General features: G+C 69.2%; 14 protein-coding genes and 1 pseudogene. 5 read left to right on the top strand and 10 right to left on the bottom strand.

Annotated features, from left to right (window positions below; all coding sequences use genetic code 11):
* Positions 1-8: 8 nt before the first annotated feature.
* From HHL28_RS10090 to HHL28_RS10070, 5 genes and pseudogenes are all read left to right on the top strand, one after another.
* Positions 9-479, top strand: a complete 471-nt coding sequence (locus HHL28_RS10090; RefSeq protein WP_075768556.1) for a DUF2948 family protein — start codon at positions 9-11, stop codon at positions 477-479.
* A gap of 162 nt (positions 480-641) precedes the next feature.
* Positions 642-1,312: pseudogene (gene hisG / locus HHL28_RS10085) on the top strand (ATP phosphoribosyltransferase).
* A complete protein-coding gene (gene hisD / locus HHL28_RS10080; protein ID WP_075768558.1) occupies positions 1,302-2,600 on the top strand; it encodes a histidinol dehydrogenase in 1,299 nt (432 codons plus the stop codon). Before hisG ends, hisD begins: the two are co-directional and overlap by 11 nt.
* Positions 2,601-2,673: 73 nt before the next feature.
* Complete coding sequence (locus tag HHL28_RS10075) at positions 2,674-3,156, top strand: UPF0262 family protein (RefSeq protein ID WP_075768559.1); 483 nt, start codon at positions 2,674-2,676, stop codon at positions 3,154-3,156.
* Between the two features lie 8 nt (positions 3,157-3,164).
* Positions 3,165-3,602, top strand: a complete 438-nt coding sequence (locus tag HHL28_RS10070) for an arsenate reductase ArsC (RefSeq protein ID WP_075768560.1) — start codon at positions 3,165-3,167, stop codon at positions 3,600-3,602.
* Between the two features lie 127 nt (positions 3,603-3,729).
* On the opposite strand, the gene HHL28_RS10065 is transcribed toward HHL28_RS10070, so the two are convergent.
* From HHL28_RS10065 to HHL28_RS10020, 10 genes are all read right to left on the bottom strand, one after another.
* Positions 3,730-6,549, bottom strand: coding sequence for a tetratricopeptide repeat-containing sensor histidine kinase (locus tag HHL28_RS10065; RefSeq protein ID WP_075768561.1), 2,820 nt, complete (start codon positions 6,547-6,549; stop codon positions 3,730-3,732).
* Positions 6,550-6,680: 131 nt separating this feature from the next.
* Positions 6,681-8,360, bottom strand: coding sequence for an SAM-dependent methyltransferase (locus HHL28_RS10060; RefSeq protein ID WP_075768562.1), 1,680 nt, complete (start codon positions 8,358-8,360; stop codon positions 6,681-6,683).
* Between the two features lie 204 nt (positions 8,361-8,564).
* Positions 8,565-9,932, bottom strand: coding sequence for a DUF6745 domain-containing protein (locus HHL28_RS10055; RefSeq protein ID WP_075768563.1), 1,368 nt, complete (start codon positions 9,930-9,932; stop codon positions 8,565-8,567).
* A 5-nt stretch (positions 9,933-9,937) separates the two neighbouring features.
* On the bottom strand, positions 9,938-10,270 hold the full coding sequence (locus HHL28_RS10050) for a hypothetical protein (RefSeq protein WP_404325514.1): 333 nt from the start codon (positions 10,268-10,270) through the stop codon (positions 9,938-9,940).
* A gap of 693 nt (positions 10,271-10,963) precedes the next feature.
* Positions 10,964-12,226 carry a class I SAM-dependent methyltransferase gene (locus tag HHL28_RS10045; RefSeq protein ID WP_075768564.1) on the bottom strand — a complete coding sequence of 421 codons (1,263 nt, stop codon included), beginning with the start codon at positions 12,224-12,226 and terminating at the stop codon, positions 10,964-10,966.
* A gap of 161 nt (positions 12,227-12,387) precedes the next feature.
* Positions 12,388-13,710, bottom strand: coding sequence for a DUF4910 domain-containing protein (locus tag HHL28_RS10040; RefSeq protein WP_075768565.1), 1,323 nt, complete (start codon positions 13,708-13,710; stop codon positions 12,388-12,390).
* 3 nt (positions 13,711-13,713) lie between these two features.
* Positions 13,714-14,274: a dTDP-4-dehydrorhamnose 3,5-epimerase family protein gene (locus tag HHL28_RS10035; RefSeq protein ID WP_075768566.1), complete on the bottom strand. Its 561-nt coding sequence runs from the start codon at positions 14,272-14,274 to the stop codon at positions 13,714-13,716.
* Positions 14,271-15,341 (bottom strand): NAD-dependent epimerase/dehydratase family protein, encoded by a 1,071-nt coding sequence (locus tag HHL28_RS10030; protein WP_075768567.1) that lies wholly within the window; start codon positions 15,339-15,341, stop codon positions 14,271-14,273. Before HHL28_RS10030 ends, HHL28_RS10035 begins: the two co-directional genes overlap by 4 nt.
* A 50-nt stretch (positions 15,342-15,391) precedes the next feature.
* The gene (rfbF, locus tag HHL28_RS10025; protein WP_075768568.1) at positions 15,392-16,210 is read right to left on the bottom strand and encodes a glucose-1-phosphate cytidylyltransferase; all 819 of its coding nucleotides are present in this window, start codon (positions 16,208-16,210) and stop codon (positions 15,392-15,394) included.
* A gap of 581 nt (positions 16,211-16,791) precedes the next feature.
* Positions 16,792-18,345: a hypothetical protein gene (locus tag HHL28_RS10020; protein ID WP_075768569.1), complete on the bottom strand. Its 1,554-nt coding sequence runs from the start codon at positions 18,343-18,345 to the stop codon at positions 16,792-16,794.
* Between the last annotated feature and the right edge of the window lie 85 nt (positions 18,346-18,430).

Raw genomic sequence — 18,430 nt, 5'->3', positions numbered from 1 at the left:
TCGGGGCGATGGCGACGGGTCTCAAGCTGCGCGCGCAGGACGCGGATGATCTGAAGGTGGTCTCCGCCATGATGCAGGACGCCATCATCCCCATCTGCGACGTGGGCTATTTGCCTGACGAGCAGGCCTTCGTCCTGGTGGCCAACCGCTTCAAGTGGGAATGCGCCGAGCGCAACGGCGCCAAGGCCGCCACCGGCCCCACCCCTGACGAGGATTGCGGCTTCGAGCGCACCAACTGCGCCATCCGTTTCCACAACATCACCCGCGCCAGCTACCGCAACCTGGACCTGCGCGACCGCACCCAGATGCTGAGCCTGCTGTCCATCGAGCCGGGGGAAGGCGCGGTGCTGCTCCATTTCTCCGGCGGCCACTGCGTCCGGCTGGAGACGGCTGCCCTGGACGTGCGCCTGGAGGACATCGGCGAGCCCTGGCCCACGGGGGCCCGGCCCTGCCATGATGGGCAGGCGGCGACGGCCTGAGCGGGGCCACGGCGCATCTGGACCCTCTGACATCCGGGCAGGGTTGCCGCCCGCGTATCGCTCACGGCTGGACGCACGCCCTTTGCCATGCCAAGTAAGGGCGCCCGGCGGCCGGGCGTCTTCTGGCCGTCGGCCTGTCGAGACGCCGGAGCCTGTATAGACATGTCGCCGCCCGCCAACGACCTCCTGGTCCTGGCCCTGCCCAAGGGCCGCATCCTGGACGAGGTGCGCCCGTTGCTGCGGCATGTGGGCATCGAGCCGGAGCCGGACTTCGACAATCCCAAGTCCCGCGCGCTGCGCTTCGCCACGAATCGGCCCGACGTGCAGATCATCCGGGTGCGCAGCTTCGACGTGGCCACCTTCGTCGCCTTCGGCGCGGCCCAGCTTGGCGTCTGCGGCAACGACGTGCTGATGGAATTCGACTACCCCGAGATCTACACGCCGCTGGACCTGGGCATCGGCAAGTGCCGCATCGCCGTGGCCGAGCCGGTGGCCCTGGTGGGGAGGACGACCCCAGCCGCTGGTCCCATGTCCGCGTCGCCACCAAATACCCGGAGATCACCCGCCGCCACTTCGCCGCCCGCGGCGTGCAGGCGGAATGCATCAAGCTGAACGGCGCCATGGAGCTTGCGCCCAGCCTGGGCCTCTGCCGCCGCATCGTTGACCTGGTCTCCACCGGGTCCACCTTGAAGGCCAACGGGCTGGTGGAGATCGAGCACATCGCCGACATCAGCAGCCGGCTCGTCGTCAACCGGGCGGCCTTCAAGACCCGCCATGAAGAGATCCAGGGCTGGATCGACCGATTCCAGGAGGCAGCATCCCATGCCGCTTAGGCTCTCCACCGCCGACCCCCGCTTCGAGGACGGCTTCCGGGGCCTGCTCCATGCCAAGCGGGAGACGGCCGAGGATCTGAACGCCGCCGTGGCCGACATCCTGGCAGACGTCCGCGCCCGCGGCGACGCGGCGGTGCTGGACTACACCAAGCGCTGGGACCGGCTGGACCTCACCGCCGATACCCTGCGCGTCACGGCCGCGGAGGTGGATGCCGCCGTGTCCGCCTGCGACCCGGCCACGCTGGACGCGCTGCACCTGGCCGCCGCCCGGATCGAGGATTTCCACCGCCGGCAGGTGCCGGACCGGCAGGACTATGTGGATGCGGCCGGCGTGCGCCTGGGCGCCCGTTGGACGCCCGTTGGCGCCGTGGGCATCTATGTGCCCGGCGGCACGGCGGCCTATCCCAGCTCCGTGCTGATGAACGCCATCCCCGCCAAGGTGGCGGGGGTGCCGCGCATCGCCATGGTGGTGCCCAGCCCCGACGGGGTGCTGAACCCCCTGGTCCTGGCCGCCGCCCGCGCGTCGGGCGTGACGGAAATCTATCGCATCGGCGGGGCCCAGGCCGTGGGCGCGCTCGCCTATGGCACGGAGACCATCGCCCCCGTGGACAAGATCACCGGGCCCGGCAATGCCTATGTGGCCGCAGCCAAGCGGCAAGTCTTCGGCACCGTCGGCATCGACATGATCGCCGGCCCGTCGGAAATCCTCGTGGTGGCCGATGGGCAGAACGACCCGGCCTGGATCGCCGCCGACCTGCTGTCCCAGGCGGAACACGACACCTCGGCCCAATCAATCCTGATCACCGACGACGCCGCCTTTGCCGATGCCGTGGCCCGGGCGGTGGAGCTGCACTTGCAGACCTTGCCGCGGACGGAGATCGCGGGGCAGAGCTGGGCCGAGCATGGCGCCATCATCCTGGTGGACAGCCTGTCCCAGGCCGTGCCCCTGGTGGATCGGCTGGCGCCGGAGCACCTGGAACTTGCCGTGGCCGACCCGGACGCCCTGGCGGCGGAAATCCGCAATGCCGGCGCCATCTTCCTGGGCCGCTACACGCCGGAAGCCATCGGCGACTATGTGGCCGGGCCGAACCATGTCCTTCCCACGGCCCGGTCCGCCCGTTTCTCCAGCGGCCTCAACGTGCTGGACTTCATGAAGCGCACCACCCTGGTGGGCTGCACGCCCGATTCCCTGCGCGCCATCGGCCCGGCGGCGGTGACGCTGGCAGAGGCGGAGGGGCTCGGGGCGCACGCCTTGTCCGTGGCGATCCGGTTGGGGCAGGGGACGTGACGTACCTGAGGGCGGGCACCCCCACTGATACGGCTTGCCATACCCCCCCGGGGTTGGGGATCATGCGCCTGCCATGACCCACCAGCCGCACCACCGCGTCACCCACGTCCAGCTCGTCGAGAAGCATGTCGTCCGCCGCAACCCGGAGGTCGAGCATGAACGGGCCGTGGCCCTGTTCGACCTGCTGGAGGAGAACCGGTTCCGCCTGGCGGAGCTTCCGGACCAGGGCCCGTTCCGCCTGTACCTGTCCATCGAGGACAACCGGCTGGTGTTCGACGTGCGGGGGGAGGATGACGGGGAGGTGGCCAAGGTGGTGCTGCCCATCAGCCCGTTCCGCACCATCGTCCGGGACTATTTCCTGATCTGCGACAGCTACTACAAGGCCATCAAGACGGCGGCCCCCAGCCAGATCGAGGCCATCGACATGGGCCGCCGCGGCCTGCACAACGAGGGGTCGGAACTGCTGCGGGAACGGCTGTCGGGCAAGATCGACCTGGATTTGCAGACGGCGCGGCGGCTTTTCACCCTGATCTGCGTCCTGCACATCCGGGGCTAGGCAAGGCGATGGCCGAAATCCACCCCACCCGGATTTCCAGCGTCCTGTTCGCCTGCACCCACAACGCTATCCGCTCCCCCATGGCCGAGGGCTTGCTGAAGAAGCTGCAAGGCACCCGGCTGTACGTCGATTCGGCCGGGGTGCGGGAAGGGGACCAGGACCCGTTCGTCACCGCCGTGATGGCGGAGCTGGGCGTGGACATGTCCCGCCACCGCTGCAAGACCTTCGACCAGCTGGAGGACACCAGCTTCGACCTTGTCATCTCTCTCTCGCCGGAGGCGCAGCACCGGGCGGTGGAGATGACCCGCACCATGGCCTGCGACGTGGAGTTCTGGCACACCTTCGACCCCTCCATCATCGAGGGCACGCGGGAGACGCGGCTGGACGCCTACCGTCAGGTGCGCGACGCCCTGATGCGCCGGCTGAAGGAGCGGTTCCCGGCGTAGCGCGTGTTTACCTTCATTGTAAGAACGTTCCGGCGGCGACTGCCGCAGAGTCTGCCCTGGTCCCCGAGCCGGGGGCGCCTGGGGAACACAAAATGCTAGGCCTGTTTCCAGTCTGCTGGAAACAGGCCTAGGGCGCGGCGGCCATCACGTCGGCGGGGATGCGCACCCGGACGGCGGTGCCCTGGCTCGGTTGGCTTTCCACCTCGATGCTGCCGCGCAGGCGCTGGGTCACCTGGTTGAAGGCCACATGCAGGCCCAGCCCCATGTTCCCGGCCGCCCGCCGGGTGGTGAAGAACGGGTCGAAGACCTTGGGCAGGATATCGGCGGGGATGCCGGCCCCGTCGTCGGCCACGGTGATCTCCACCCCGCCGTCGGGAAGGGCGTCGGCGGTCACCCGGGCGGTGCCGGCCTTGCCCGGCGGATAGGCATGGTCCGCCACGTTGGCCAGCAGGTTGGTCACCACCTGGGCCAGGGCGCCGGGGAAGGTGTCCATCTGGATGGGTGGCGCGCCGTCGAATTCCACCCGCACCCCCGCCTGCACCAGCCGCGGCCGCACCAGCCCCAGCAGCTCCTTCAGATAGTCGCCCAGGTCGAAGATGCGGCGGTCATCGTTGCTGCGGTCGACCGCCACCTCCTTGAAGCTGCGCACCATGTCCGCGGCGCGCACCACGTTCCGCTGGGCCAGCCCCGCCAGCTCCACCCCGGTCTGCAGGTGCTCCGCCAGGCTGGTGCGGGTCAGCACGCCACCGTTCAGGGTCTCCTGCATCTGCCTCATGCTGTCGTGCAGCAGCGAGACGGCCGACAGGGTGACGCCCAAGGGCGTGTTCACCTCATGCGCCACGCCGGCGACCAACTGGCCCAGGGCGGCCATCTTCTCCTGCTGCACCAGCCGGCCCAGGGCGTCGCGCAGGTCGGTGACGGCCCGGTCCAGTTGCCGGTAGGCTTCCGCGTTGGCCAGGGCGATGGCCCCATAGGCGCAGAGCGTGCGGAACACCTGCAACTCGCGCGGGCCATAGGCGGATTCCCGGTCGGACTGCACCGACAACACGCCCAGCACCCGCTCCCCCACCACCAGGGGCCGGTAGAGGGCGGTGCGCATGGGCCGGGTGCCGGGGATGGTCAGGCGCGGCTCGTCCTCCCTGAAATCCTTGTGGATCTCCCGGTTCTCCCGCACCGCCTGGGCCGCCAGCGTGTCGGATGTCAGCAGGTCATGACGGGGCGGCAGCCGCCGCCCGTCCTCCATGCGGAAGCGGACATCCAGCTTCCCGCCCTCCTTGTCCAGCAGGCCGATGAACAGGCTGGGGGCGTGCAGCAGGTCGCCGATGTGGCGGTACAGGGCCTGGAACACCGACTCGCTGTCCAGGGTGGCCGTGATCTCCTGGCCGATGCGGCCCAGCAGTTCCAGCGTGGTGTTGGCGTGGTCCAGGGCGGCGGCGCGGGCGGCCTCGGCGCTGGCCAGCAGGCGGTGGTGCTCCGCGTCGGCCCGCGCCCGCTCCGTGTCGAAGCGCACCTGCATGGCCTGCACGCGGTTGCGGCCCTGGCGCTCATACAGGTTGCCCAGGGCGTCGCGGGCCCGCCGCTCATAAGCGAGGGCCTTGCGGAGGTCGCCTGCCAGCTCTTGGTCGTGGGACAGCTCGGCGAACAGGTCGGGCGGCAGCTGGTATCCCGCCATCTCCTCCCCGATCGCCACGGCCCGCTCCAACAGGCCGGCGGCGGCGCGGACGTCGCCTTGGGCGCGGTGGATGCCGGCCAGCACCTGCAGCACCCGGATCTGGTGGAACCGGTCGCCCCGGTCCGCGAACAGGGAGAGCGCCCGCTCCGCCGCCGCCTTGGCCTCGTCCAGCCGGTCCAGCGCCAGCAGGGCCGCGGCCATGCCGCGCATGGCCGAGTGCTCCGTGTCCGGGTGGCCCAGCCGGACGGCCCCGGTGCAGGCCTTCTCATACCAGGGCAGGGCCGTGCCCGCGTCGCCCATGGCAAGGCAGAGGTCGCCATAGGCGATGCAGGTGATGACATAGCGGCGCACGCCCTGCACCTTGGCCAGGTATGTCAGCGCCTCCTCGAACAGGTGCCGGGCGCGGGCATGGTGCCCCAGGCTGGTGGTCGTCTCCGCCATGGAGGAAAGCGCGGTGCCCAGGGCCTCCGGCCAGCCGGTCGGCTCCGCCAGGGCGAAGGCCTTCTCCTTCCACTCCAGGGCCGTGGGCAGGTCGTTGAGGTTGGCGTAAGCGGCACCCGTCGTGGCGGCCAAGGTGATGCTCAGCCAGCGGCAGCCGGCCACCACGGCGTTGTCGAAGGCCTCCTGCCAATGGGTGATGCAGCCGGTGAAGTCGCTGCGCTGGAAGGCGATGCCACCCAGGAAACAGGCCACGTGGGCCCGCACCGCCGGATGTTCCAGGGTGTTGGCCTCCCGCAGCGGCGCGGTCCACCGGACCTCCGCCTGTTCCAGGGTGCCATAGCTCTCAAGCCGTCCCAGCCAGGCATCGGCAATGGCCGCCCGCACCGGGTCGTCACCGCGACGGTAGAGCTGTCGGGCTTCCTCCAGCCGCCGGGTGGCGGCGGGCATGTCCCCGCGCAGCAAGGCGATGTCGGAACTGCAGAAACAGGAATCACCCTCGCCTACCGGGTCGGCCAGGGCGGCGAACCCGGCCCGGGCGGCGGCGACCAGCCCCTCGGCGGCGCCAAGGTCGACATGCAGGCGGGCCACGCATTCCGCCCGGGTCAGGGAAGCGCGGGCGCGGGCCAGGGCAAGGGTGTCTTCGGACAGGGGGGCCATGTCCAGCAGCCGCTCCACCTCCCCCAGCAGGGACAGGCAGCGCTGGGTATCCCGCTGGCGCAGGTACCAGGCCAGGTGCAGCAGGTCGGACAGCCGTCCGGCGGTGTCACCGTCCTGGCGCCCGCACCGTCCTTCCAGCTCGGCAACCCTGGCAGGCAATCCGAAAAGGTCGACCATGAGATCCCGCACGTGGCCCCCGCCACCTCTACCACGTTCGAGTACGGGCGCGCGATAATCTTGACGACGGCACGCGCCGTCCCGTTGCCAGCGCGCCCCGGGCCCGTCACCGGGCCCGGGGGTGGCTGCCGTCACTCCTTCGTGTCCGGCTCCGTGGAAGACAGCTCCGCGGCGTCCTGCTCGGCAGAGGACAGCTCCGCTGACGACAACTCCGCTGACGACAACTCCGCAGAGGAAAGCTCCGACGTGGACAGTTCTGCGGTGGACAGCTCCGCCGCGTCCTGTTCGGCACTGGACAGTTCCGCGGCATCCTGCTCCGTGCTCGACAGCTCCGCGGCGTCCTGTTCGACGCTGGACAGCTCCGAGGAGGAGAGTTCCGAAGTCGACAGCTCCGCCGCGTCCTGTTCGGCGCTCGACAGCTCAGCAGCATCCTGCTCGGCACTGGACAGCTCCGCCGCGTCCTGTTCAGCGCTGGACAGCTCCGAGGAGGAGAGTTCCGATGTCGACAGCTCCACCGTGGTCACGCTGCTGGACAGTTCCGCGGCATCCTGCTCCGGCCCGGACAGCTCCGCCGCGTCCTGTTCGTTGGACGACAGCTCCGCCGCGTCCTGCTCGCTCGACGACAGCTCGGCGGCATCCTGCTCGGTGGAGGACAGTTCGGCGGCGTCCTGCTCCCTCGGCCCTTCGGCCTTAGTCACCTGGGCGGACACGGCGTGCAGGGCACTGGATGTGCGGCCCACCAAGGCCTTGCGCTCCGCCTCGGTCAGGCCGGGGTACAGCAGGGTGAAGGCGGCCGGATCGCCGCGGAACGCGGTCTCCAACGCCGGGCTGCCGGCCATCTGGGCCAGCACCCGGTACAGGGCCTTGGACACGCCGCGGTTCCGCATCGTGGGCTTCTGGCTGTCCAGCTTGGCGATGGCCTCCAGCTCGAAGGTGCCATATTCGTCGCCGCGCCGCGGGGCCGGGGTGCCGCCCTTCAACAGGGCGGACAGGCCCAGCTTCTCCGCCATGGCCGGGTCGATGGCCAGCGTCTCCTTGGGCGGGATATATAAGCTGCAGGCATAATGGATGCCCGCCAGCACCTTCGGGTCCCGATAGGCGCCCAGGGGGCGGCGGGTCACCTGCGGGTCGGTGCCGGGGAAGGTGGCGCCGACGTAATGCACGCAGGGATGGTCGGGGCCGTACGTCTCGATCAGCCGCTCGAACAGCACCGCGCGCTTGGAGTTCTTGAAGCCGCCATAGGAGAAATAGGCGTCACCGACGGAGCCCACCTGGAGCAGCACCACATGGCCGGACGTGACCAGCGGCCGGTCACGCAGCAGGTAGTCCGTCGCCTCCAGGATCTGGCAGCCCTGGAAGCTGGGATCGATGCGCAGGTCGGCAAACAGGCAGTCGGTGGAGGAGATGCCCGGCAGCATGGCCGTGGCATGGCCCTCCTTGCGGGCGATGGTCAGGGCACGGCGGGCCGGGTTCACGAAATAGCCGGGGTGCCCGTAGAAGACGGCGACCACCGTCTTGCCCTGGCGCACGGCGCGCAGGATCACCTCGGCCATCTGCACATAGGTCACGCTGCGGCGCTTGTCCTCCCCGTACAGCACGGACAGGTTGGTGGCGTTGGGGTTCAGGTCACGGATGTAGGCGGCGGTGATGCCGTCCGGCACGCTGTAGAACACCGCGTCCGCATCCCGGATGTGGCCGATGGCTTCCTGCGTCAGGTGTGACACGGCCCGGATACCGGTGCCGACGACCGTTAGGCTGCCCAACCGGGTCCCGGCAGCGACCGGGCGCACGGACTCGATGGAATTCGGCATGTGCCTTCCCCCCTACGTTGCAGATCTCCCACGCGTATGGCCTGTGCGGCCCTACGATGGTGATCTTAACCACTTTAGGGGTAGTTGTCCTATCCCTTGGGATAGGGCGGCAGGAAATTTTCATGCGGGTCCGCAAGGCCGGCGTATCGCACGGCCAGCCTCGTTGGACTTCACGATCCTAATTTGCCGGAAAAGGGGAAAGGCTCAGGTCTCGACCTGGGGCCGGTAACGGCTGGGCACCAGGCCGAAGGTCCAGGACACGCCGGCATGGGCGCTGGGCGTGGCCGGCGGGACGCGCAGCCAATAAGGCTTGTAGCTGCCGTCCGGCTCGGGGGAGGAGTTGATGACGCGGACCATCACCAACGGCTCCCCGTCGAAATCATCCACCCGCCACAGCTCGCCGGTGCCGTCCTGCCCCACCTTCCGGCCCAGTTCCCGCATCACCTTGTCCGGGCCATAGGTCTGCAACAGGGCGCGGCGGATGCCGGGGTCGGGCTCCTGGCGGATGTGGAAGATGGTCAGCTCTTCCGTCCCCAGCAGGATGGCCGGGTCGGCGGCGAAGCGGCCGTCCACGGCGAACAGAGTGGACCCGTCCTTCCAGCATAGGGCCGGGCCGTCGGTCCGGTGGAAGCGACCGAACTCGTCCAGGTGCACCTCCGACGGCGGCTCCAGGGCCACCGCCACCTTGGCGAAGGCCCACAGCCCGTCCACCCGGTAGACCAGGTCGGTGAAGGCGGCCAGCTTGCGCTCCGCGTCGCCGCCGGCCTTGGGGTCGGGGGCGACGCGGACCAGCCGGTCCACGGCATAGAAGGCGATGGGCGTCTCGAAGCTGGGCGGGCAGGCGATGGCCAGCAGCCGGACGAAGGCCGCCAGCCGGTCACCCAAATCCAACCCATAGGGCCGCGGCCGGATGGCCGGCCGGGCCTTGTCCAAAAGCACGTGGAAGGTCCGGCTCAGCCGCGGCGCCACCGACCGGCCGAACAGGAAGGGTTGGCCGACCCGGCTTTCCCCCCGCTGCGCCGCCAGCAGGATGGAGGCGGGCAGGGCCAGCAACCCGCCCAGCATGGCCAGGGGGGAGACCTGCACCATGGGGCCGCTGCTCAGCAACCCCACCGCCATCAGGGCCCCGGCGATGGCCACCGGAACCCCCACCAGCACCAGGGGCGACTTGGCTTCCTGCAAGGCGCCCGACAGCATCAGGGCGAAGGTCCAGAAGGCCACGAAGGCCAAGCCCAGCACCACGAAGGCGCCCCGCGGCAACTCCACCGCCGCCACCCCCTCCCGCGCCGGCAGGCCCAGGGTGGAGGCGACGATGGCCAGCAACGCGACCAGCATCAGCAGCCAGGGACCGGCCCGGCGCCAGCCGGTCCGGCTCAGGATGCCGCGGGCCTCCCGTGGGCCGCCGGCCCACAGGATGGTGCGCGGCGGGGGGAGTCCGGCAGCCTCATAGGCGGCCCGGATGCTTTCCTCCGCCTCCGCCTTCTCAAAAGGTTGCCGCCACGCCAGGCGCTTCCGCCAGTCGTCATGGCTGGGCCAGGGGACGGCCTCCCCCGGCAATCCCCCGCGCGCCATGGGCGTCAGTCCGCGATGGCCCGGGGCCGCGCCTTGGGCTCGTACTCGCGCTGGCGCACCACCTCATAGGTGCCGGGCGGTACCTCGATGGTGTGGTGCTCCTCATGGCTCAGCGCCGTCGGCTGGTCGCCCAGCACCTGGATGTAGCTGCGGCCGCCGCCATCGTCGCGGAACATGACGACCCGGTTGGGCGACATGGCGTGGGCGTGGCCCGTCACCTCACCATAGGCCAGCACGACGCGGCCCTCGTCGGGGCGGACCGGAAGCGCCGTCGGCGGCAGGCCGTCTACGGCAGTGATCAGGACGTCACCTTGGCGGAACTGGACAGGCATGGCCATGACGCATCTCCCATGGGATGGACGGGCGGAACGCTTGTCGGCCGGCATATCGGTCGGACACAGGAACAACAGCTTGGGGCCCGTTCGGTGACAATGCCCACCGGTGCACTGTGGGTAAGCCCGTCGCCTGAACGGGCGGGCTGCCGGAACCGCCAAAGGTCTTGCCGGGCCTAGGTCGGGCTGCGGGGGCGTAGGACGGGGTGGCAACCGGTCCTGCTGCCGGGAACCTCTCGCCCCTCACGTCCCGTCCGCTCTCACTGTTTCCCCCGCGAAGGTGTTTTCCTTCGCGGGGAAACGGTAGGGTTTGCCCGACGCGGTGAGCTATCGACTGCGGTATCAGCTAGGACAGCATATCGGGCTCGTCGTCCCGATCCGCTCACCGACGGCCAACAAGGGCGGGCAAATCATGGACAAAAATCCTAGCCTCTGCCATTCTACAACCGTCGCCCATCCAAGGGCGCCAGTTCTTGCACATCGTGAATCCGGCCAATCCGCCTGTCCAATCCGCACCCCTTAACTTTACCCGGCCCGAACCCGGCAAAGTTTGTCACTTTAAGGCGCAAAATCCAGCATTTTCAAACGCATATAACTTTACCATGGTAAAGTTAGGCGTCAACTTAAGGTAAACTTAGTCAAGCTAAGGTGAAGTTTGTCAAGCGGCGCCGGGGGTGTCCCGGCGCCGCTTGCCATGTCTCAGGCCGCCGCGATGCCCGGTTCCACCGCCTGCGGGCGGGCCAGGTGGGGTTCGGGGATCGGCAGGATGAAGGTCCCACCCGCCTCGGCATAGGCCCGCTGCTGCTCCATGATCTCGTCGGCGAAGTTCCAGGCCAGGACGACCAGGTAATCCGGCCTCTCCTCCAGCAGCGCCTCCACCGGGCGGATGGGAAGCTGGGCGCCGGGCATCAGCTTGCCCTGCTTGTGGGTGTTGCGGTCCACGACGAAATCCAACTCCTTCGCCGTCAGCCCGGCATAGTTCAGCAGGGTGGCGCCCTTGGCCGCCGCGCCATACGCGGCGATGCGCTTGCCCTGGCCGCGAAGGCTGTCCACCAGGGCCAGCAGAGCCTCCTTCACCCCCGCCACCCGGCGGGCGAAGTCCTGGTAATAGCGGGCCTCGTGCATGCCCAGCGCCCGCTCCTCCGCCATCAGGGCGGAAAGGCGCTCCGACTTGCCCGGGTTCTTGCTGACGGTCAGGCGCAGGGACCCGCCATGGATGTCCAGCCGCACCACGTCGTTCAGGTGCAGCCCGTGACGGGCGAACAGCGGCTCCAGCGCCGTCAGGGAATAGTAGAAGACATGCTCATGGTAGATGGTGTCGAAGGCGCATTCCTCGATCAGGTCGCGCAGGTAGGGGAACTCGAACTCGGCGATGCCGTCGGCCTTCAGCAGGGCCGCGAAGCCCGCCACGAACTCGTTGATCCCGTCCACATGGGCCAGCACGTTCTTGGCCAGGATCACGTCCGCCGCCTTGCCTTCGGCGGCCAGCCGCTCGCCCAGGGTGCGGTTGAAGAAATCCTCCACCGTGGGGATGCCGATGGCCCGGGCCGCGGCGGCCGGGCCGCTGGCGGGGTCGATGCCCAGCACGGGGATGCCCGCGGCGGCGAAGTTGCGCAGCAGGTAGCCGTCGTTGCTCGCCACCTCCGCCACCAAATTGTCCGGCCCCAGTTTCCGGCGCTCGATCAGCTCCAGCGCGTGGCTGCGGCTATGGGCCAGCAGGGCGGGGGAGAAGCTGCTGAAATACGGGTAGTCCCGGCCGAACAGCACCTCCGGCGGCACCGTCTCCGTCACCTGCACCAGGGCGCAAGTACCGCAGAAGCAGACATCCAGCGGGAACAGCTCCTCCGGCTGGCCGGCCTTGTCCGGCTCCACCAGCGCGTTGGCCAGGGGCTGGGCGCCCAAATCCAGGATGGGCGTCAGGTTCGGGCTGCCACAGGACCGGCACTCGGTGATACGGCTCATTGGGTTCCTCGTCGGATTGACGTCAGTGGTCGGTAGTGTGGGTCGGTTCGCTCTACCTGCGTCCCCAGCGAAAGCAGGGGCCCACAGTTCTTCACCGCCAGTCCCGCTGGGTTCGGGTCAAAGAAAAGTGGGCCCCTGCTTTCGCAGGGGAGGCAAACTCTTCATCGGCGCGTATCGGGGACAACCTCCAACAACCCCGCCTCTTCGCAAGCCCTCGCCGCAGCCCTGACCTTGGCGAAGGGCATCCTGGCCCGCTCCGCCATGTCCAGCAGGCGGTGCTTCCCATCCGCCAGGTTCAGCACCCAGAGCACGGCCATCTGGTCCAGCCCGCCCTGGTCCTTCTGCCCGGCGATCTGCCGGTACAGCCCCCGGCGGCCAAGCTGGGGCTCGCCCTTGCCGCCGTCGGTACGGGCGTAGGTCACGTCCGCGTCCAGCAGGTCCAGCACCTCGGCCAGCACGGACAGGCTCTCCGCCAGGGCCTCGGGCCGGATGAAGTCCAGATTGTCGGCAGAGGTGTGGTACTCGGGGAAGGTCCCATGGACGCCCCGCATGAAGCACCCCACCGGCAGGTCATAGCCGGGGGAACAATATTGCCGCTCGTCATAGCCATAGGGGCTGAAGGGCAGGATGCCGTGCTCCACCCCGCGGGCCGCCAGGACATGGGCCACGGCCCGGTCGATGGCGGCGTCCTCCCGCCGGCTGCGCTTGTAGTGGAAGGGCCCGGGGTCGCCGATGCAGCTCAGCGTCAGCCCGTGCCGCACCCGGTCCACCGCCGCCTCGTTCCGGGCCAGCCAGGTGATGGCCCCGATGGTGGCCGGCAGGAACACGAACCGGACCCCCAGCCGCCGCTTGGGCCCGTTCAGCAGCCGCTGCGCCAGCGCGGTCGCTACCACCAAGCCCGACAGATTGTCGTTGGCCAGTTGCGGGTGGCAGACATGGAGGGAGACCAGGATGTCCCCCTCCGTCGTGCCGGGGACATGCAACTCCCCATAGGTCAGCCGCCCCGGCTCCAGGGTACTGTCCACCACCACCCGGTATTCCGGGTCGGTCATAGCTTCCCAGGTTCGGTGGGCCATGCAGAAGCCCCAGGTGTCCGCATAATAGGCGGTGCGGTAGGGGATCAGGTCCGGCTGCTGCGGCAGGGTGTGGACATGCTTCGCCAGAGCCTCCCGCGACACGACCATGTCGATGGGGCGGCTGTAGTTCAGGATGTGCAGGGCGTGGTCGGCAAAGTCCACCACCCGCCGCCCGTCCAGGGTCTCGATCCAGGCGGCGCGGATGTTCCACTCCCGCGGCACCTCCCAGTCCAGCACGGGCGTGCCGGTGGGAACCTCCACGATCTCCAGCGGCACCTCCCGCGCCACCCTGGCCAGGGTGCGGCGGACGCCGTCGCCGGTCAGGCTGCGGCAGATGGGGTACAGCTCGGCGGCCAGGGCGTGCATGCCCTCACCGGTCAGGGGCGGCTTGGCGAAGCTTCCGTCCATGGCTCACCCCGCCGACACGCCGAAGCCCGGCATCCGCCCGGCCAGCGGCGGCCAGGACAGGTCCTTGGGCGAGATGCGCTCCACCGGCAGCGGCCAGGCCAGGCCCAGGGTCGGGTCGTCGAAGCGGCAGCCGTCATAGAGGTCGGGCACATAGGCCGCCCCCATCAGGTACTCCACCCCGGCCTCCTCGCCCAGCAGCTGGAAGCCGTGGGCCAGCCCCGGCGGCAGGTACAGCATCACCCCGGCCTCCGCCGACAGCTCCATGGCGAAGCTCTGGCGGAAGGTGGGGCTGTCGGGTCGCAGGTCGGCGATCACGTCATGGACCCGGCCCGAGGTCAGCCGCACCACCTTGGCGTCCTGCTGCGGGGCCCGCTGGAAGTGCATGCCCCGCAACGTGCCCCGGCCATGGGTGACGGAGCTGTTGCCCTGCACCGGGGTGAAGTCGATGCCGGCCTCCCGGAAACTGTCGGCGCACCAGGTGCGGGCGAAGCCGCCGCGCTCGTCCCGGTGCACCGTCAGCCGGACCAGCTTCGCCCCGTGGATGGGCAGGTCCTCGAACTTCATTCCGCGGCCTGCCGGCTGGCCGCGGCGGCCGGGGTCTCCGGCATGTCCAGCCAATGGAACAGCGGGTCGAGCTGGCCGGAGCCCACCAGCAGCTTCAGGGCATTCAGCCGGGTGAAGGCCGGTGCCTCGAACATCTCCCGGGTCATGCCGATGCGGCTGAACACCTGGTAGAGCTGCGCCGCCCCGCGCTCCGCCGACCATTGGCACCGGAAGTCAGGCAGGTGCTTGCGGATCTTGGAGAAGTCCACGCGGTAGCTGCGGTTGTCCGGCCCCGGCGCGCCGAAGCTGATGGTGCAGCCCGGGAAGGCGGCGGCGACCATCTCCGCGATCTCCGACACGCGGTAGTTCTGCCGCTCGTCGCCGACGTTGAAGATCTGGCCCTTCACGTCCTCCTTCGGCGCACGCAAGGTGCACTCGATGGCCTGGCAGATGTCCAGCACGTGGACCAGCGGCCGCCAGGGCTTGCCGTCGCTGGTCATGGCGATCTTGCCCGTGGTCCAGGCCAGGCCCGACAGGTTGTTCAGCACGATGTCGAAGCGCATGCGCGGGCTGGCGCCGAAGGCGGTGGCGTTGCGCAGGCAGGTGGTGACGAAGCTGTCCTCCACCAGCTCGGCAAGGCCCTGCTCGCAGCGGACCTTGCACTCGGCGTACGCGGTCTGCGGGTTGGGCGCCGACTCCTCGGTCTTGATGTCGTCGTTGCCGGCCCCGTAGACGGAGCAGGAGGAGGCATAGACGAACCGCGGCACCCCCGCCTTCTTGGCGGACTGGGCCACGTTCATGCTGCCCCGGAAATTGATGTCGTAGGTGATCTCCGGGTTGTGGGCGCCCAGCGGGTCGTTGGACAGCTCCGCCAGATGGACCACGGCGTCGAAGCCCTCCAGGTCCTTGGGCGTCACCCGGCGGATGTCGCGGGTGATGACCCGCGGCCGATCCTCCAGGTCGTCGAACAGCCAGCCGCCGCGATAGAAGCCTGCGTCCAGCCCCACCACGTCATAACCGCGCTTCATCAGGTAGGGGGTCAGCACTGCGCCGATATAGCCGTCGGCCCCGGTCACCAGGACTTTCACGGGGAATGCTCCCTTCGTCATCACATGCGTGTCGGTGGGGAAGGGGGGCGTCAGACCGCCCGCATCCGGGGGGCTGCTGCCGGCATGGCCGGTTCCTTGCCCCAGACCTTCCAGGGCGCGTCGCCGCCCTTCCACAAATTCTCCAGCACCATCTTGTCCCGCAGGCTGTCCATGGGCTGCCAGAAGCCATGGTGGCGGAAGGCCTGGAGCTGGTTGGCGGCCACCAGCCTCTCCAGCGGCTCCCGCTCCCAGACGGTGCTATCATTGTCGATGAAGTCGATCACCTTGGGCTCCAGCACGAAGAAGCCGCCGTTGATCAGGCCACCATCCTCCGGCCCCTTCTCGCGGAAGCCGTGGACGATGGGGTCGTGGGGCAGCAGGTGCAGGGCGCCGAACCGGCCCGGCTGCTCCACGGCGGTGACGGTGGCCCAGCGGCCGCCCTCCTTGTGGTGCCGCACCAGGGTGCCGATGTCGATGTCCGCCACTCCGTCGCCATAGGTCAGGCAGAAGGTGTCGTCCAGCAGGTGGGCGACGCGCTTCAGGCGCCCGCCCGTCATGGTCTCCTGGCCCGTGTCCACCAGGGTGACACGCCAGGGCTCCACCTCCCGAGGGACAATCTTCATGCTGTTCTGGGCCAGGTCGAAGACCACGTCACCCGTCGTCAGCATGAAGTCGCGGAAGTACTGCTTCAGCATCTCGCCTTTGTAGCCACAAAGGATCACGAAGTCATTGAAGCCGTAATGCGAGTAGATCTTCATGATGTGCCAGATGATCGGTCGTCCGCCGATCTCCACCAGCGGCTTCGGCCGCACCTGGCTTTCCTCGCTGATCCGTGTGCCGTAACCACCGGCCAGGATGACAACCTTCATAATGTCCCCCGGAGTCTTCCCGTGTTGGGCGTATCCCGCTACATAGCTCAAGGTCAGGGCCGCGCGAACGCCGTGAAAGCCGTAACACCCTTCGCCAAGCGGCACTTCTTCACTTACGAACTCACTGATAAAACCGATGCCAGATCGGTGGTATTACTCAGTTGATACTTATGCGCGGTGACTGATGTGTTGGTCCCGCGCTCGGAAGGGGGTGCCCGGTCGGCCATTCACCCCTTCCCGTCGCGAAGCATGAACGCGACGGCCCCCGCGGCGGCACAAGCGCGGCCGGGTGTGGGGTCCATGATTTGGAATCACCCCTTCCGGGCGGGGTGGCATGTCCGGCTGGCGAGTTAGGCCCATTCCGGGGCTTGCCCGATCGCCCCTGGCCGTCCAATCTCCTCGCGGGGTCACAGAAAGTGCACAAAGGGCGCAGAAGCGCCGCGGGGAGGCGTGGGTGGAAATGATGCTGCTGGCGGCGCTCGCCCTGCTGGGCGTCGTCTATTGGGTCTGCGCGGAATTGCGGGCCGCCATCGTGGTGGAAGACAGCCACACCATGTTCAGGCCCAGGCCCACCAGCCGGGTCAGCGGCCCTCCGCCGCCCGTGGGGGGCTCGTTGCCGTTGCAGCGGTCCGGACGGGCGTGACCCCCACCGCGGGGCCGTCCAGCAATCCCATCGCCATGTTCCGCAGCTCCCCGGCCGTGCGGCGGCCCTTCAGGGACCAGCGCTGAAGCCGGCGCTGCATGCGCGTCTCCATGGGCGGGTTCACCGGGAATTCCGCCAAGCCGCGGCCGGCCAGGGCGATGGCTTGGCGCTGCACCGTGCCCGTGCGCCGGTCCTCCAGCGGGGCGGCCAGCATCAGGTCGTGGTGGTAACCGCAATTGACCACCTGCAGGGCGCAGCCCTCCAGCATGTCCGACGACTGCTCCGCCGCCGACAGCCAGCCCGCCAGGCGCTGGTCGCGGTAGAACTGGTTGCCCAAGCCATAGGGCCGCGGCCCGTCCACCGCCCAACGCAGCCAATCCCGCATCTGCGTCCTCAGCCAGGGGCGGCTGCCGAAATCGCCGTAAGACTCCAGCAGCCCGTCCGGGTCGGCCAGCGCCTCCTCCCAGCCCAGGCCGCGCAACCGGTCCTCCATCCGTTCCCGCCCCACCTCGAAGCCGCCGCCGCGGACCAGGGCGGTGCCGGGGCCCATCCAGTCATACATGCCGCGGGCATAGAAGCTGCGGTCCGCGTCGCCCATGTTGCGGAACGTGTGGGCATCGAACCGGCGCTGGCGTGACAGGTTGAAGGCCCCGCGGGGCACCGCGTCCCAGCGCAGCCCGCAATGGCGGGCGATCTCCGGCGGCAGCACCTTGTCCGCCAGGGGCATCAGGGGGAAGAGCTGGATCATGGTGTCCACCCGGACCCCCACCTCCAGCGCCGCCGCCAGCAGGGTGCGGCTGTCCAGGCCCGCCGTCAGGGCCAGGGCCAGGCGGTCCTGCACGGACGCCGCCGACTTGAAGCACTGGCCCAGGGAACGCAGCAGCATCTCCGCCAGCGCCCCCACCGGCTTCCCGGCGAAACGCTCCGGGTTCCAGCGGCTTACCCTGTGGACAGTGCCGTCCGACAGGCGCAGGGCCTGGTCCGGCAACAGCTTGCGCACGCCGACGATGCGGCTGTGGGGCGGCGGGAACCAGTTCATCCCATACCAGCCGATCCGCCGCTTCAGCACCGGCAACTCCGGCCGCAGCCCGTGGATCAGCGCCAGGCTGGTGGACACCAGGGTCCGACCGCCCGGGCCTGGCTGGTAGAAGATGCTCGCCAGGTTGGTGCTGTCCGCCAGCAGCCAGTCGCCGGTGACCAGCGTCCAGCGCCCCGACCAGGCATAGGCGGCGTCGGCCAGATCCTGCGCCGCGCGCGCTGGGGAAAGCTGGAAATCGTCCTGGTCCGGGTCCGCCAGAAGCGGTGTCCCCAGCAACAGGGCCGTGCCGCCCTGGCCGTCCGGCAGCCGCCGTACCCGCAGCCGCGGGCAGTGGGACAGCCATAGCCCGTTGCCCAGCCGTTCCGCCATCCACCCCTCCGCCTCACGGTGGCGATCGGTGTCGATGATGAATTGGCGCCGGTGGATGGGACCGGCGTCGGGCGGCGTCGGCATGGGTGTTCTTCCCCTGTTGGCTTTCTGCTTCTCCGGAAGGTGCCGCCGGCGCCCCGGCCGCAGGGGCGGGGCGGGCAGGCGCCCC

This window comes from Aerophototrophica crusticola (assembly GCF_012913305.1).
GTDB lineage: Bacteria > Pseudomonadota > Alphaproteobacteria > Azospirillales > Azospirillaceae > Niveispirillum > Niveispirillum crusticola.
The sequence above is the reverse complement of the archived record's forward strand: the minus strand, read 5'-3'. Positions and strand labels throughout refer to the sequence as shown.